This is a genomic window from Curtobacterium sp. MCBD17_021, assembly GCF_003234525.1.
Taxonomy (GTDB): domain Bacteria; phylum Actinomycetota; class Actinomycetes; order Actinomycetales; family Microbacteriaceae; genus Curtobacterium.
Genome location: NZ_QKTS01000003.1, coordinates 71,640 through 86,024, shown reverse-complemented (window position 1 = coordinate 86,024; position 14,385 = coordinate 71,640). Strand labels below are relative to the sequence as shown.

The 14,385-nt window shown below is 72.3% G+C and carries 12 protein-coding genes; 4 read left to right on the top strand and 8 right to left on the bottom strand.

The features are described from left to right. Window positions 1–4: 4 nt before the first annotated feature. The 4 genes from rfbB to DEI83_RS03985 are packed head-to-tail and all read right to left on the bottom strand — an operon-like array spanning window position 5 to window position 5,220. The gene (gene rfbB / locus DEI83_RS04000) at window positions 5–991 is read right to left on the bottom strand and encodes a dTDP-glucose 4,6-dehydratase (RefSeq protein ID WP_111080511.1); all 987 of its coding nucleotides are present in this window, start codon (window positions 989–991) and stop codon (window positions 5–7) included. Beyond that, a complete protein-coding gene (locus tag DEI83_RS03995; RefSeq protein WP_111080510.1) occupies window positions 988–2,577 on the bottom strand; it encodes a glycosyltransferase family 39 protein in 1,590 nt (529 codons plus the stop codon). The genes rfbB and DEI83_RS03995 overlap by 4 nt, the downstream gene beginning before the upstream one ends. Next, on the bottom strand, window positions 2,574–4,289 hold the full coding sequence (locus DEI83_RS03990; protein ID WP_111080509.1) for a glycosyltransferase family 39 protein: 1,716 nt from the start codon (window positions 4,287–4,289) through the stop codon (window positions 2,574–2,576). The genes DEI83_RS03995 and DEI83_RS03990 overlap by 4 nt, the downstream gene beginning before the upstream one ends. After that, window positions 4,279–5,220 (bottom strand): glycosyltransferase family 2 protein, encoded by a 942-nt coding sequence (locus DEI83_RS03985; RefSeq protein WP_111080508.1) that lies wholly within the window; start codon window positions 5,218–5,220, stop codon window positions 4,279–4,281. Before DEI83_RS03985 ends, DEI83_RS03990 begins: the two co-directional genes overlap by 11 nt. A 175-nt stretch (window positions 5,221–5,395) precedes the next feature. Between DEI83_RS03985 and DEI83_RS03980 the strand changes: the two genes are divergently transcribed. Genes DEI83_RS03980 through DEI83_RS03965 form a run of 4 tightly spaced genes read left to right on the top strand, consistent with a single transcriptional unit; the run spans window position 5,396 to window position 9,942 of the window. Further along, window positions 5,396–6,508, top strand: a complete 1,113-nt coding sequence (locus DEI83_RS03980; RefSeq protein ID WP_111080507.1) for a glycosyltransferase — start codon at window positions 5,396–5,398, stop codon at window positions 6,506–6,508. Window positions 6,509–6,535: 27 nt separating this feature from the next. Then, a complete protein-coding gene (locus DEI83_RS03975; protein WP_111080506.1) occupies window positions 6,536–7,147 on the top strand; it encodes a dTDP-4-dehydrorhamnose 3,5-epimerase family protein in 612 nt (203 codons plus the stop codon). Window positions 7,148–7,159: 12 nt separating this feature from the next. Further along, entirely contained in the window at window positions 7,160–8,023 is an 864-nt protein-coding gene (rfbA, locus tag DEI83_RS03970; RefSeq protein WP_111080505.1) for a glucose-1-phosphate thymidylyltransferase RfbA, read from the top strand. A gap of 2 nt (window positions 8,024–8,025) precedes the next feature. Further along, window positions 8,026–9,942 carry a glycosyltransferase gene (locus DEI83_RS03965; protein ID WP_111080504.1) on the top strand — a complete coding sequence of 639 codons (1,917 nt, stop codon included), beginning with the start codon at window positions 8,026–8,028 and terminating at the stop codon, window positions 9,940–9,942. On the opposite strand, the gene DEI83_RS03960 is transcribed toward DEI83_RS03965, so the two are convergent. From DEI83_RS03960 to DEI83_RS03945, 4 genes are read right to left on the bottom strand one after another with little or no spacing between them, the layout of a single operon-like run. After that, complete coding sequence (locus tag DEI83_RS03960; RefSeq protein ID WP_181431061.1) at window positions 9,939–11,084, bottom strand: glycosyltransferase family 2 protein; 1,146 nt, start codon at window positions 11,082–11,084, stop codon at window positions 9,939–9,941. The two genes, DEI83_RS03965 and DEI83_RS03960, sit on opposite strands and share 4 nt — an antisense overlap. A 58-nt stretch (window positions 11,085–11,142) precedes the next feature. Further along, a complete protein-coding gene (locus DEI83_RS03955) occupies window positions 11,143–12,015 on the bottom strand; it encodes a glycosyltransferase family 2 protein (protein WP_181431060.1) in 873 nt (290 codons plus the stop codon). Next, a complete protein-coding gene (locus tag DEI83_RS03950) occupies window positions 12,012–13,082 on the bottom strand; it encodes a glycosyltransferase family 1 protein (protein ID WP_258371053.1) in 1,071 nt (356 codons plus the stop codon). The genes DEI83_RS03955 and DEI83_RS03950 overlap by 4 nt, the downstream gene beginning before the upstream one ends. Before the next feature lie 59 nt (window positions 13,083–13,141). Continuing rightward, window positions 13,142–14,383, bottom strand: a complete 1,242-nt coding sequence (locus DEI83_RS03945; protein ID WP_111080502.1) for an ABC transporter ATP-binding protein — start codon at window positions 14,381–14,383, stop codon at window positions 13,142–13,144. Between the last annotated feature and the right edge of the window lie 2 nt (window positions 14,384–14,385).

Below are 14,385 nucleotides of genomic sequence, written 5' to 3'. Positions count from 1 at the left end.
GGGCTCAGCTGAGCGCCGCGCGCTCCTTGAGCGGCTCCCACCAGGCGCGGTTGTCGCGGTACCACTGCACGACGTCGGCGAGGCCCTGCTCGAACGGCACCTGCGGCTCGTACCCGAGCTCGGCCTGGATCTTCGAGATGTCGACCGAGTAACGGAGGTCGTGGCCGAGACGGTCCTGGACGCGGTCGACGTACGACCAGTCCTTGCCGGTGGCGTCGAGGAGCAGCTGGGTGAGCTCCTTGTTGGTGAGCTCGGTGCCGCCACCGATGTTGTAGATCTCGCCGGCGCGGCCCTTGGTCAGGACCATCGCGATGCCGCGGGTGTGGTCGTCGACGTGCAGCCAGTCGCGGATGTTGTTGCCCTCGCCGTACAGCGGGACGTGCCGGTCGTCGATGAGGTTCGTGACGAACAGCGGGATGACCTTCTCGGGGAAGTGGTACGGCCCGTAGTTGTTCGAGCAGCGGGTGATCGAGAGGTTCAGCCCGTGCGTGCGGTGGTAGCTGCGGGCGAGCAGGTCGCTGCCGGCCTTGGACGCCGAGTACGGCGAGTTCGGCTCGAGCGGACGCTCCTCGTCCCAGGAGCCCTCGCTGATCGACCCGTAGACCTCGTCGGTCGAGACGTGCACGAAGCGCTCGGTGCCGTGGCGGAGCGCCGCGTCGAGCAGGCGCTGGGTGCCGACGACGTTCGTCTCGACGAAGATGCCGGAGTCGCGGACCGAGCGGTCCACGTGCGACTCGGCGGCGAAGTGCACGATGGCGTCGATGCCCGGGATGACCTCGTCGAGCTTCGCCGCGTCGGTGATGTCGCCCTGGACGAAGGTGTACCGCGGGGAGTCGGCGACCGGCGTGAGGTTCTCGAGGTTGCCGGAGTAGGTCAGCGCGTCGTACACGACGACGTCCGCGCCCTCGAGGCCGGGGTAGGCGTCCTGGAGCGTGCGACGGACGAAGTTCGAGCCGATGAAGCCGGCCCCTCCGGTGACGAGGATCTTCACGGGTCATTCCTTCGGTTCGATGTGACGGTCGGCGGAGAGTCTAGCGGGGCCTCGACGACGGGCCGCGCGGGCTGCGGGGCGCGTCCCAGCCAGCGCCAGACGACGACTCCGGTCACCGCGCCGACGACGACGAGGGCGCCGGCAGCGGCCGCGATCGCCCGGAGCCCGTACGGCGTGGTGGTGCTGAGGAGCCCGACACCGTTCGCGCGGACCCGGAACTGCAGCTGCTCGTAGGAGGCTCCGTACAGCAGCGCGAGGGCGGCGATCGCCACGAGGGGACCGATGACGAGGAGGGCGCGTCCGAGGCGACGGCGGACTCGTGCGTCGACGACCAGTCCACGCCAGGCGAGCGCCTGCATCACGAGGAGGGCGGCGACGGCGGGGAACAGGAACCGGCCCTGCGTGACGGTGACGCCGGTGTGCCCGGCGTAGGTCGCCCAGTCGCGGACGAGCACGACCACGAGGGCGGTGGCGGGGAACACCGCGGCCACGAGCATGCTGCGTCGGTCGACCGTCCTCCGCGTCGCCGCCCAGACCAGGACGGCGAGGACGATGACGGTGATCGAGTCCACGAACACCGGGGAGAGCGGCCACTCGTAGCGGCCGAGGCGGCCCCAGAAGGACTCCGACAGGCCGTTCCAGACCGCGCCCGCGAACATCTGGGGCGCCGGGCCCTCCTCGGGCGGCCACGGGGTGGTGGTGGCGGGGAAGGCGTCGGGCTGGAGGGTGCCGGTCCGGACCAGCTGCCCGAGCCACCACCAGCCGGTCGTGACGGCCGGCACGGCCAGCACGACGAGCGCGCGGAGGGCCCGTGCTCCCCAGCCCGGTCCTCCGAGGTCGGACCGCGCGCACAACACGACCGCGACGGCGAACGGCACGGCGATGAACCCGCCGCTCATCACGGCGGTGCCCACGGCGAGCGAACCGCCGAGCGCGAGCGCGGTCCACCAGGACCGGTCGCCGGTGAGGATGCGGACGCCGAGCCAGGTGGCGAGGGCACCGGCGGTGACCACCGGGACCCAGGCGTTGACCGAGGAACCGAACTGCGCCAACTGCGGGACCAGGAGCAGGGCCCCGGCCGCGAGCACGGCGAGGCGCGGTGACCGGGTGGCGCGACGGACGGCGGCCCACACGAGCACCGGCAGGACGCTCATGAGCGCCACGTCCGCGAGCCGCATGCCGAGGACGACGACGTCCCATCGCCGGGTGGTGAAGTCGAGCGCCCGCGCGACCGTGCTCTGGGCCAGGAAGTACGTCGGCGGGTGCTGCGACATCGGGTTCACCAGTGTGTTGACCGCGTGGTCGCCGACGAGGGACCCGAACGAGACCCGGTCCGCGGCGATCTGGGGCAGCATCGGCACGTTCTGGGCGAGGAGCCCCTGCAGGTAGTGCATCGATCCGGCGGCCGGCCAGGCCTCGCCGAGGGCGAGGTGCATGCTCGCGTCGACGTAGGCGAGCTCGTCCGGCCCGTGCAGGGGCGGCGTCACGAGGGCCCAGGTGACGAGCAGCAGCGCGAAGGCCGCGCTGAGCCCGATGACGGCGACGACCTCGTTGCGGGTGACCCGCGGGCGGATGGGGGAGCTCATCGTGCGGCCTCCTCGTCGGGAGCGGGGGTCGCTGTCGGGGTGCCGCCCGTCGACGACAGGAGGCCCGACGGTGGTCCGACGGGAGACCGTTCGACGGCCGTCCGGTCGTCCGTCGACGCATCGGCCGGCGGCTCGTCACCCGAAGGCTCTCCGCCGGACGGCCTGTCGGCGGAGGACCGACGAGCGAGCCGTGCGGTGCCGACGAGCGCGACGACCAGCACGACCAGCGCCGCGCACCAGAGCACGACCGACACGAGCACCGGGACCGGGCTGGTCGTCGCGAGCAGGTCGAGGCCGCGCGCGGTGACGCGGACGCGACCGTGCTCCGCGACCGAGCCGTACAGGTACAGCGGCCCGTAGAGCGCGATCACCGCGGCGACCACGGGCACGATCACCCCCGCCCGACGGTGACCCGTCTCGGTCCGGAGCGCCCGGCGCCACGCGATCGCGCTGAGTGCGATGAACGCGAGGACGGCGGGGAAGTAGTACCGGCCCTGCGTCCCGCCGACGAAGGTCGTGTCCAGGTAGCTCGACCAGGTGGTCCAGGACTGCAGCAGGAGGATCGTCACGGGCAGGACCGCGAGCGTCAGGGCGGTCCCGGACCCCCGGCCCCGTCGGAAGCCCCAGATCAGCACCGCACCGAGCGCGAGGACCGTGGCGGTCTCGAACAGCACGGGCGAGACGATCCACTGGGCCTTGCCACCGAAGCTGCCCCAGAAGGTCCGCGCGATGGTGCTCCACGACACACCGACGAAGGTGACGGGGTCCGGGCCGGTGTCCGCGGGGAAGGGCCGGGGCGGCCGGATCGCCGAGAACCCGTCCGGCTGCAGTTGGTGGTGGACGAGCAGGTTGCGGACCCACCACCACGCGCCGAGCGCGGCCGCGACGGCGAGCACCCAGACAGCGCGCAGGACCCGGACCGGGAACGGTCGACCGGTGGCGCCGACCACGACGGCCAGCCCCACGAAGGGGATGAGCGGCAACGCCGTCCCCTTCCACAGCAGCGCGACGCCGAGGGACACGCCCAGCGCCACCGCCGTGCGGGTGCGTCGGTCCCCGGTGAGGACCCGCGACGCCAGCCACACCGTCGTGCCCGCGAAGAGCATCACCGGTCCGTCGTTGGACACGGACGCCCCGATCGAGGCGAGTTCCGGCACGGCGAGGACCGCGAACGCACCCACCACCCCCGCTCGGGCCGACCGGGTGACGCGTCGCACCGTCGCCCAGGCGAGCGCGGGCAGTGGGAGCACGGCGAGGGCGCCGATGAGTCGCAGGACGGCGACGGCCGCGTCGACCGAGCGGTCCTCGAAGTGCGTCAGGTGCAGGAGCCCGGCGGCCACCACGTAGTACGTGGGCGGGTGCTGGGTCATCTGGTTGACCGTGTCAGAATCGGCACCGTCGGTGGTGCGCAGCAGGTCACCGAGCGGCGTGCGGTCGGTCGGCGCGAGCTGCTCGATCGCGCTGAGCAGGTGCAGGTCCCCCGGGGCAGGCCAGCCGTCGCCGAGTGCGACGTGCACCGCGGCGTCGAAGTGCGCGCGCTCGTCAGGCGCCTGGAAGGCGGGGACGAGCACGGCCCAGAGCAGGAGGATGAGTCCGAACGCCGCGGTCACGCCCGCGACCACGACCACCTCGGCCCGCCGCACCGGGGCACGATCGGTCGTCCCGCCGCTGACCGGTCGCCCGGTCAGCGGCGGGACGACCTCAGTCGCCATACCGTTGGAGCTTCTGCAGGTCGAGCTGCTCCTCTGCCAGGGTCCGGTTCATGCGGGTGAGATCGGCCACGACGCCGATCGTGATGGACAGTACGGCGGTGATGACGAGCACCAGGCCGAGGATGAGCGACTGCAGGTGGTTGCCCCCGGAGTCCGCCCAGAGCAGGACCAGGTAGCGGACGAAGGGGATGAGCCCGGCCGCGGCGAGCACGGCGCTCACGGACGCGAACAGGGCCATCGGTCGGTACATCAGGTAGACGCGCGCGATCGCCGACCCGGACTGGAACATGTGCTGCCAGATGTTCTTGAACAGGCGTGACTCGCGCGTCTTCGCGTTCGTCGTGATCGGGATGCTCGCGATCGCCAGGCGCTTGTAGCCGGCCTGCACGATCGTCTCCATGCAGTAGCTGAACCGCGTGACGATGTTGAGGCGGATCAGCGAGTACTTCGAGTAGGCGCGGAACCCGCTCGCCGCGTCCGGCAGGTCGAGCCCGGCGGCCCGGCTCGCCACCCAGGACCCGAAGCGCTGCATGAGCTTCTTGAACCCGGAGAAGTGCTCGATCGTCCGGGTCTGCCGGTCGCCGATGACGATCTCCGCCTCGCCGCGGAGGATCGGCTGGACGAGGTCGGCGATCTGCGACTGCGGGTACTGGTTGTCGCCGTCGGTGTTGACGACGATGTCGGCCCCGTGGAGGAGCGCGTAGTCGACCCCGTCACGGAAGGACCGTGCGAGCCCCATGTTCGTGGTGTGCCGCACGAAGTGCCGGACTCCGTGCGCGGCGGCGACCTCGACGGTGCGATCGGTCGAACCGTCGTCGATGACGAGGATCTCGATCTCGTCGATCCCCGGGATGGAGGTCGGGATGGTCTCGAGCACGGACGGGAGCGTCTGCTCCTCGTTGAGGCAGGGGATCTGGACGAACAGTTTCACGAGGTGATGGGTCCCTGGGAAGTTCACGGCCGGCGGGTTCCGGCCCGGAAGTCGCCGACCATCCTACGTGGGAGCGGTGACCGCGTGGAGGACACGGAACCTCGAGTCTACCTAGACGTGTGCCGCCCTCAGGAATGGCCGCGGTGATCCGTCCGGCTCGTGCCACGATGGTGCCGTGGCTCCCTTCCGCTCGACCGTCGCCCGTCTCCTCGGCCGGAGCACCCCGTCGCCGACCGCCGACCCGGCGCCGCCGGCACCGAGCCCGGTGCCCGTCCCGCCCCTCGTCGGCTTCGTCGTGCACGGCGCCGGCGGTGTCCACCCCGCCTCCGCGCACATCCGGGTGACCGGGCGGATGTCGGCACTCGCCGTGTCCGGGGCGGCCCGCGTCGCCCAGGTCGACCCGCTCCGGTGGGCCGACGGCTCGGACACGGCACAGATCGACGTGCTGCTCGTGCAGCGGGACGCCTTCCCGCTCGCGTCGCTCGACGCGGCACTCGAACGCGCCCGTCGCGAGGGCACCCGGATCGTGGCCGAGGTCGACGACGACTTCTTCAGCCAGGAGGCCCGTGCCCGGCTCGCGCGCGCCGAGTACGACCCCGACCGGCTCGCCGCCGTGGAGCGTGTGGTCCGCGCCGCCGACGCGGTGGTGACCTCCACCGAGCCGCTGCGCGCGGTGCTCGCCGCGGTCGGCGTCGACGCGGTCGTCGTCCCGAACGCGGTGCAGCCGGGCATGTGGGGCGACGGCCCGAGCCACCCCGACCCGGCAGGCCCGCGCCGGGTCCTCTACATGGGGTCCGCGACGCACGGCGACGACCTCGCGCTGCTCCGGCCGGTGTTCGACGGACTGGTCGACGACGCGGGGCGCCCGGTCCGGCTCGAGGTCGTCGGCGTGACGGCCGGCGACGCGACCTGGTTCGACCGCCTGGCCCTGCCGGAGGGGGCGACGCACTACCCCGACTTCGTGGCGTTCCTCCGGGCGCACGCGGACCGGTGGTCCGCAGGGGTCGCGCCGCTCACCGGGGACCGGTTCAACGACGCCAAGAGCGACCTGAAGTTCCTGGAGTACGCGATGCTCGGGCTGCCCTTCGTCGGGTCGGACCGTCCGTCGTACGCGGGGGTCGACGCGCACGGTGGGCTGCTGGCGTCGGACGACCCGGCGTCGTGGCGGGATTCCCTGCTGACGGCGTTCCGGGAGGCCGACGAGCGGGTCGCCCGTGCCCAGGCGTACGTGCGGGCCGAGCGCGTCGTCACCGACGAGCGCGACTGGCGGGCGGCCCTCGGGCTCTGAACCCGGGCCTCTTGCTAGGCTGCCCCGGTGCAGATCCGCGAACTGAAGATCCAAGGCGCCTGGGAGTTCACCCCGGTCCAGCACGGTGACGCTCGGGGGGCCTTCCTCGAGGCGTACCGAGCCGACGTGCTCGAGGAGACCGTCGGACACCCGCTCGACCTCCGCCAGGTGAACATGTCGATCTCGTCGCGCGGCGTCGCGCGCGGGATCCACTACGCCCTCGTACCGCCGAGCCAGGCGAAGTACGTCACCGCCGTCCGTGGTGCCTTCATCGACTACATCATCGACATCCGCGTCGGTTCGCCGACGTTCGGTCAGTGGGACTCCGTGCGCATCGACGACGTCGACCGCCGCGCCGTGTACCTGTCCGAGGGCCTCGGCCACGCGATCGTCGCCCTCGAGGACGCCTCGACGGTGAACTACCTCGTGAGCGCCCACTACGACCCGCAGCGCGAGAAGGGGATCAGCATCCTCGACCCGACCGTGGGCCTCGAGCTCCCCGACGGCATCGGCGACCCGGTCCTCTCCGAGAAGGACACCAGCGCACCGACCCTCGAGCAGGCTGCCGAGCAGGGGCTGCTCCCGACGTACGAGGAGTGCCTCGCCTACACCGAGTCCCTCCGCACCACGAACGAGTAAGGACGCATCGCCATGAAGGGCATCATCCTGGCCGGCGGTTCCGGCACCCGCCTCTGGCCGATCACCAAGGGCATCAGCAAGCAGCTCATGCCGATCTACGACAAGCCGATGGTCTACTACCCGCTGTCGACGCTCATGATGGCCGGCATCCGCGAGGTCCTCGTCATCACGACACCGGAGTACAACGACCAGTTCCGGGCACTCCTCGGGGACGGCTCTGCACTCGGCATGACGATCGAGTACGCCGTGCAGCCGTCGCCGGACGGCCTCGCGCAGGCGTTCGTCATCGGCGAGGAGTTCATCGGCGACGACAGCGTCGCCCTCGTGCTCGGCGACAACATCTTCCACGGCACCGGACTCGGCACGAGCCTCACGAAGAACACGGCCGTGCAGGGCGCCACGATCTTCGCCTACCACGTGGCCGACCCGAAGGCCTACGGCGTCGTCGAGTTCGACGACGACTTCACCGCGGTCTCGATCGAGGAGAAGCCCGCCGAGCCGAAGTCGAACTACGCGGTGCCCGGGCTCTACTTCTACGACAACGACGTGGTCGAGATCGCGAAGACGATCGAGCCGAGCGCGCGTGGCGAGCTCGAGATCTCCACCGTCAACGAGCGCTACCTCGAGGCCGGCACGCTCGGTGTCGAGGTGCTCGACCGCGGTACCGCGTGGCTCGACACCGGCACGTTCGAGTCGATGATGCAGGCCTCCGAGTACGTCAAGGTCATCGAGGACCGTCAGGGTCACAAGATCGGCTGCATCGAGGAGATCGCCTGGCGCAACGGGTGGATCGACGACGCCGCTCTCGCCGCGCTCGCGGCACCGCTCGCGAAGAGCGGGTACGGCGTCTACCTGCAGAACCTGCTGCGCGGCTGACGGTGGCCCGGTCCGGGTGGCGCCGGCTCCTCGGTCCGACCGGAGGCGCCGACGCGACCGCGTCGACGCCGACGGCGCTCGACCCGGTCGAGCCGCGCCTCCCGGTCGACACGTCGCTCGTGACGGAGCCGCCACGGCCGAGCACCGACGGCTTCGACGTCCTGGTCACGGTGGCCGAGTCGGCGTACCGCGCGGGCGAACACCGCGCCGTGGTGCGGTCGGCACGCGAGGCCGGCGCGGTGGGCGTCGTGGTCAGCGTGTACGATCTGCACGCCGGCCCGACGAGCACCTACCCGCCGGTGTCGGCTGGTGAGGACCACGCCGTCGCGCGGGCGACGGTCGCCGCGACGTGGGGTGGCGCGGTCGCGGCCGCGCGTCCGCTGCTGCGGAGCGCCGTCACGGTGGTGCAGGACGCCTCGGTCACGATGCCCGGAACGGCACACGGCCGACTCGTGGCGGCGCTCGACGGGGAGGCCCGGGAAACCCGGGTCGCCCTGGCCGTCGTCCGCACCGGTGACGACGTGGTCGCCAGTGCCGGCGCCGCACTCGTCCAGCGCACCGCACCGGTCGCGTCCCTGCTGCGCGGGCACCCGATCGAGGACGCCGACCTGCTGGACGGCGCCGTGGTGTTCGCGGGGGACGAGCCCTGCTTCGCCGTGCGCACCGCGGACCTCGCGGTCCCGGTCCGGACCGTCGACACCCGCACCGCGGTCGCACGACTGACCCGGGACAGCGCGGACGCCGGCGGCGGGACCTGCGTGGTCGTGGCGCTCGGACGCGTGTACCGCACCGGTGCGTTCCGCGAGCGGCGCTACGACACCGACGCGGCCGAAGCGCTCACCCGGTGGCGGACCCGGACGGACGACGACGCCGTGCGCGCGCTCGCGCGGGCCGGGCTCGTACCGGGGGAGCCGAGCGCCGAGCCCGCCGGGGCACCGGTCGCCCTCCGGGAGCCCGTGCTGCGGGCTGAGCGCGGTCCGGAGCGGCTCGCCCTGCGCGACCGCGGGGAGCGGCTGCGCTGGTCGGTCCGGATCGCCGCGCACCCCGGTCCGCGCGGGGACGACTGGGGCGACACCTTCTTCGCACACGACCTCGCCGCCGCACTGCGGTCACTCGGGCAGGAGGTCGTGGTCGACCACCGCGAGTCCCACGTCCGCCCGCTGTCCGAGCACCTGGACGACGTCACCCTGACGCTCCGCGGGCTCGATGACACCCCCGTGCACCCGTCGGCGACGAACGTGCTCTGGGTGATCTCACACCCCGACCTCGTGACGGGCGCCGAGCTGGCGCGGTACGACCTGCGGTTCGCGGCCGGGCCGGTCTGGGCCTCCCGGGTGTCCGCGGAGACCGGACTCCACGTCGAGCCGCTCCTGCAGGCCACGGACCCCGCGCGGTTCCACCCCGGCCCCGTCGGCTCCCGGTACAGCGGGCTCGACACGGCGTTCGTCGGGAAGACCCGGGCGGTCTTCCGGCCGGTCGTGCGGGACGCCGTCGCGGCCGGTCTCGACCTGGCGGTGTGGGGCGAGGGCTGGGAGGGGCTGCTGCCGGACGGCGTCCACCGGGGCGTCTTCGTGCCGAACGACGAACTGCCCGCGCTGTACCGCAGCGCCCGCGTGGTGCTGAACGACCACTGGGACGACATGGCCCGTGACGGCTTCGTGTCCAACCGGCTGTTCGACGCCGCGGCGACGGGTGCCCTCGTGGTCACCGATCCGGTGCCGGGGGTCGAGGAGCTGTTCCACGGGGCGGTGCGCACGTACGAGTCGGTCGCGGACCTCCGCGCACTCGTCCGACAGGGCGAGACCGCGTCGGCGGCCGACCGCGTCGACCGCGGAAGGCGTGTCGGTGCCGAACACGCCTTCGTCCGGCGGGCCGAGGTGCTGCTCGACGCGGTCCGGCAGCGCCGCTCGGTCGGCTAGCGCCTCCGGAGACGCCGGACGGCCTCGGTCGCGCGGTCCGTGATCCGCACGACCCGGCGGGCGTGCATCGCCGCGAGCTCGGCATCGCGCACGGCGAGCTCGCGGAGGGCGGCCTCGGCACGGTCCCGTTCGAACTGCACGGTCGCGCGCAGCGTGTCCGCGGTCGCCTCGCCCGCCCGGACGGCGTCCTCGAGGGACGCGATCCGCTGGTCGCGGTCGACGATCGCGTGGCCCAGGGCCTGCAGACGCCGGAGCTCGTCCTCGGTCACGACCGGGTCGCCAGCGCCGTCGAGCGTGGTCGACCCCGCCCGTCGGAGCGCGTCGGCGATCCCGTCGTCACGCGTGAAGGGTCCGGCGGCCGCGTCCTCGTCGGTGACGAAGCGCAGGGCGAAGGTCGCCTGCAGGACACCCTCGCGCAGACGGTGGAGGTCGCGCATGCCGTGGTGGCGCGGGCTCGGCGTCAGGTCGGGGTTCGCCTCGTAGGCACGGCCGCTGACGTCGACGCGGTGTTCGTACTGCGCCCAGGAGCGCCACGGCAGGTGCAGGACCTCGAGCTCGAGACCGGACGGCACCGGGGCACGGTTCGCGACGCTGACCTGGTGGTTGCCCTGCACGACGACGACCTCGGGGTCGCCGACGTGCACCGCGTTCGTGCTCGGCGGGCCGAGGAGCCCGATCGCCTCGAGCTCCGCGACGGATCGCTCGTCGCGCCAGTGCAGCCGCTCGATCCCGCTGCCGGACTCGGCGAGCATGCCCGTGAGGTTGACGACCGGCACGGTGAACGCGCCGATCGCGGGGTCGAGGCGTTCGAAGACCTGCCGGACGGTCAGCGAACGGTCGACGGGGAGGACGAACTCGTCGGCGTCGGCGTTGACGACCCAGTCGGCGGAGTGGATGCTCGCGGCGTCCCGGGCCATGCCGGTGACGACGGTGCCCTGTTGCTTCCGGTGCACCGGGTCGGAGCGGAGGTCGACCGTGACGTCGGGACGCTCGGCGAAGGCGGCGAGGAGTTCTGCCGTGCCGTCGACCGAGCCGTTGTCGGTGATGACGAAGACGTCGAACCCCTGGGCCACGTGGTGGTCGAGCCATGCGGGGATGACGTCCGCTTCGTCGCGGACCATCAGGGTGACGGCGAGGATCATGCGCGGTGCTTCCGGGTCGGGGGAGAGGGGCGTGGTCGGATCGGGCGACGATACCGTGTCAGCGGGTGTGCGTCGCGTGGGCGCGCACGGTGAGGGCCGTCTTGAGCACCACCCGGAGCGGCCACAGCCACCAGGCCGGGTACTTCCGCGCCAGGAAGCGGTACGCACTCTCATGGTGGGCGCGACGCATGCGCTCGGACGCGCCCTGGGTGGCGGTGCCGCCGATGTGGGTCGCGGTGGCGTCGGGCTCGTAGACGTTCCGGAGGCCGAGACGGCCGATGCGCCAACCGAGGTCGACGTCCTCGAAGTACATGAAGTAGCCCTCGTCGAAGCCCCCGAGGCGGTCGAAGACGTCACGACGGACGAGGACGCACGCCCCGGAAAGCCAGCCGGCGTCCCGTCGCCCACCGTGCTCGCCGTCTTGACGGTAGCGCCGGGTCCAGGGGTTGCCGGGCCAGACGTTGGCGAACGCGGCGTGCCCGAGCCCGGTGCGGAGCGAGGGGACGAGTCGGGCCGACGGGTAGACGGCGCCGTCCGGCTCGAGCAGCCGAGGACCGACGGCACCGATCGAGGGATCCGCGTCGGCCGTCGCGACGAGCCGGTCGAGGGCTCCCGGTCCGAGGACGACGTCCGGATTCGACACGAGGACCCATCGGACGTCGGGTGGGAGCGTGGCCACTGCGCGGTTCACCGCGGCCCCGTAGCCGCGGTTCTCGCCGAGCGCCAGGAAGCGGGCGCCCGCGGCCTCGGTCACGGCACGGAGCGCGTCGACGTCGGCGGAGTCGTTGTCGACCACCACCACCTCGACGCCGGCGGCGCTCGCCTGCGCGGTGGAGGTCAGGAACGGCGGCAGGACGTCGCCCGAGTTGTAGGAGACGGTGACGATCGCCGCACGGGACGAGGTGCCACCCCGGGTGTCGCGGGCGCTCACCGGTACACCCCGAGGTGCGCCTCGGCACACGCGGTCCAGCTGAAGCCCTCGGCCCGCTCCCGAGCCCGGGCGACGCGTGCGGCACGAGTTGCGGGCTCGTCCGCCAGCAGCCGTCCCAACGCGACCCGGATCGGCTCGGCGTCCGGTTCGGTGTAGGTCACCGCGTCGCCGCCGACCTCGGGGATCGCCAGCCGGTCGGTGGTCAGGACGTCCGCGCCGGACGCCATCGCCTCGAGCACGGGGAGCCCGAAGCCCTCCGCGATGCTCGGGTACGCCACGACGCGGGCGCCGCCGAGGAACGCCCGGAGCTCGTCGACCGGCAGGTAGCCGAGGTGGCGCAGCGGTGCACCGGCGTGGTCGCCCGCGGCCGTGAGTTCGCGCACCGCCGTCTCGTCCCAGCCGAGGCCGCCGGCCACCAGCAGGGGCGGGACCGCCGCGCCTCCGGCGACGAGCGCACGGTGCGCCGCGATGAGCTCCGGGACACGCTTGCGGGGCTCGACCGTGCCGAGGAACGCGATCCAGTCGTCACCGTAGGCGAGCTCGTGAGCGGTGCGGAACGCGGCCAGGTCGGCCTCCGAGGGCGGGTGGAACAGCGAGCGGTCGACGCCGAGGTGCGCCACCACCGTCGCGCGCCGCGGTCGCCCGGCGAACCGGTCGAGCTCGCGGACCGTCGCGGCGCTCGGTGCGACGGTGGCGCGCGCCAGACGTCGCGCGAGTCGGGTCCAGGCGCGGAAGAAGCGCACCTTGAGCGGGGAGTGCGCGGCCGGGTCGCTGAAGAACGTCGCGTCGTGCAGGGTGACCACCGTCCGGGAGGCACAGAGCACCGGGAACGTGTAGTGCGGGCTGTGCAGGACCTCGGCCCCGACGCGTCGGGTCAGGGTGGCGAGACCGGTCTGTTCCCACACCAGTCGCAGCGGGCGGGACGCCGTCCAGCCGGGCGCCGCGTGGTACCGGTGCGCCGGGGCGATCCCGCGCAGCCAGTCGACGTCGCCCGGCTTCGCCACGACGTCGACGCGCACGTCGAGGTCCGCCAGTCCGGCGAGGAGCCCGGAGATGTACCGCGCCACGCCGCCTCGGTTCGGCGGGACCGACGTGGCGTCGACCAGCACCGGGAGTGCCCCCAACGTCAGCCCTTGACCTGGCGCTCGGTGGTCTTCGTCCAGGCGATGCCGGACTGCGTGTCCTCGTCGACCACCACGAACCGGGCAGCCTCACGCTCGATGACGATGTGCTCGCCGTTCGGCTTCGCCAGGAACACGTGCACGAAGTACTGGCCGCCGCCGAGACGGAGGTCGGACAGGTGCCACTCGACGGTCGCCGAACCGCGGAGCGGGTCGTGCCGGGTCTGGAGCTGCCGGCTGTCCACGCCGAACGCCGGGTGCCCGAGGTGGTTCTCGATCTTGATGCCCGCTCGCCACTCCGGCAGGACATCGGTGTGCGAGAAGGTCGCGCGGACGACGAGGTCGTCGCCGTGGTGGTGCTCCTCGCCCGGAGCCCGACCGGGGATCTCGAGCTCGACGTGCTCGACCTTGCCCGGGTTCGCGTCCTCCTCCGGGTGCGCGGCCTCGGCCTCGGCGACACGGCGACCCTCGAGGATCTCGCGGAAGTTCTTCACCGCGAGCCGGGCGGAGCCCTGGAACTTGACCTCACCGTGGTGCAGCACGACGGCGGAGTCGCAGAGCTCCTGCACCTGACCGAGGGAGTGCGACACCAGGATGATCGTGCGGCCCTGCTCCTGGAACTCGCGGATCTTGTCGAGGCACTTCTTCTGGAACTGCTCGTCGCCGACGGCGAGGACCTCGTCGACGAGCAGCACGTCGGGGTCGGTGTTGATCGCGACCGCGAAGGCCAGTCGCACGTACATGCCGGATGAGTAGAACTTCACCTGCGTGTCGATGAAGTCCCCGATGCCGGAGAACTGCAGGATGTCGTCGAAGCGTGCCTCGGTCTCCTCCTGCGTCTGGCCGAGGATCGCCGCGTTCAGGTAGACGTTCTCGCGGCCGGTGAGGTCCGGGTGGAAACCGGCACCGAGCTCGATGAGCGCGGCGAGCCGCCCGCGACGCTCGACGGAGCCGGTGGTGGGCTCGAGGATGCCACCGATGGTCTTCAGCAGGGTCGACTTGCCGGACCCGTTCGGCCCGAGCAGACCGATGGTCGTGCCGGCCGGGATGTCCAGGCTGATGTCCCTGAGCGCCCAGAAGTCCTCGCTGTGGCGTCGTCCGGCGCGGCCCAGGGTGACGACACGCTCCTTGAGCGAGTTGTCCTTCCGGATGGTGAACCGCTTGGAGACGTTCTTGACCGTCACAACCGCGGGCGCGTCGGTGAAGGGGGAGCGGGTCTCCTGGGTGGTGTCGTTGTCGATGCTCATCA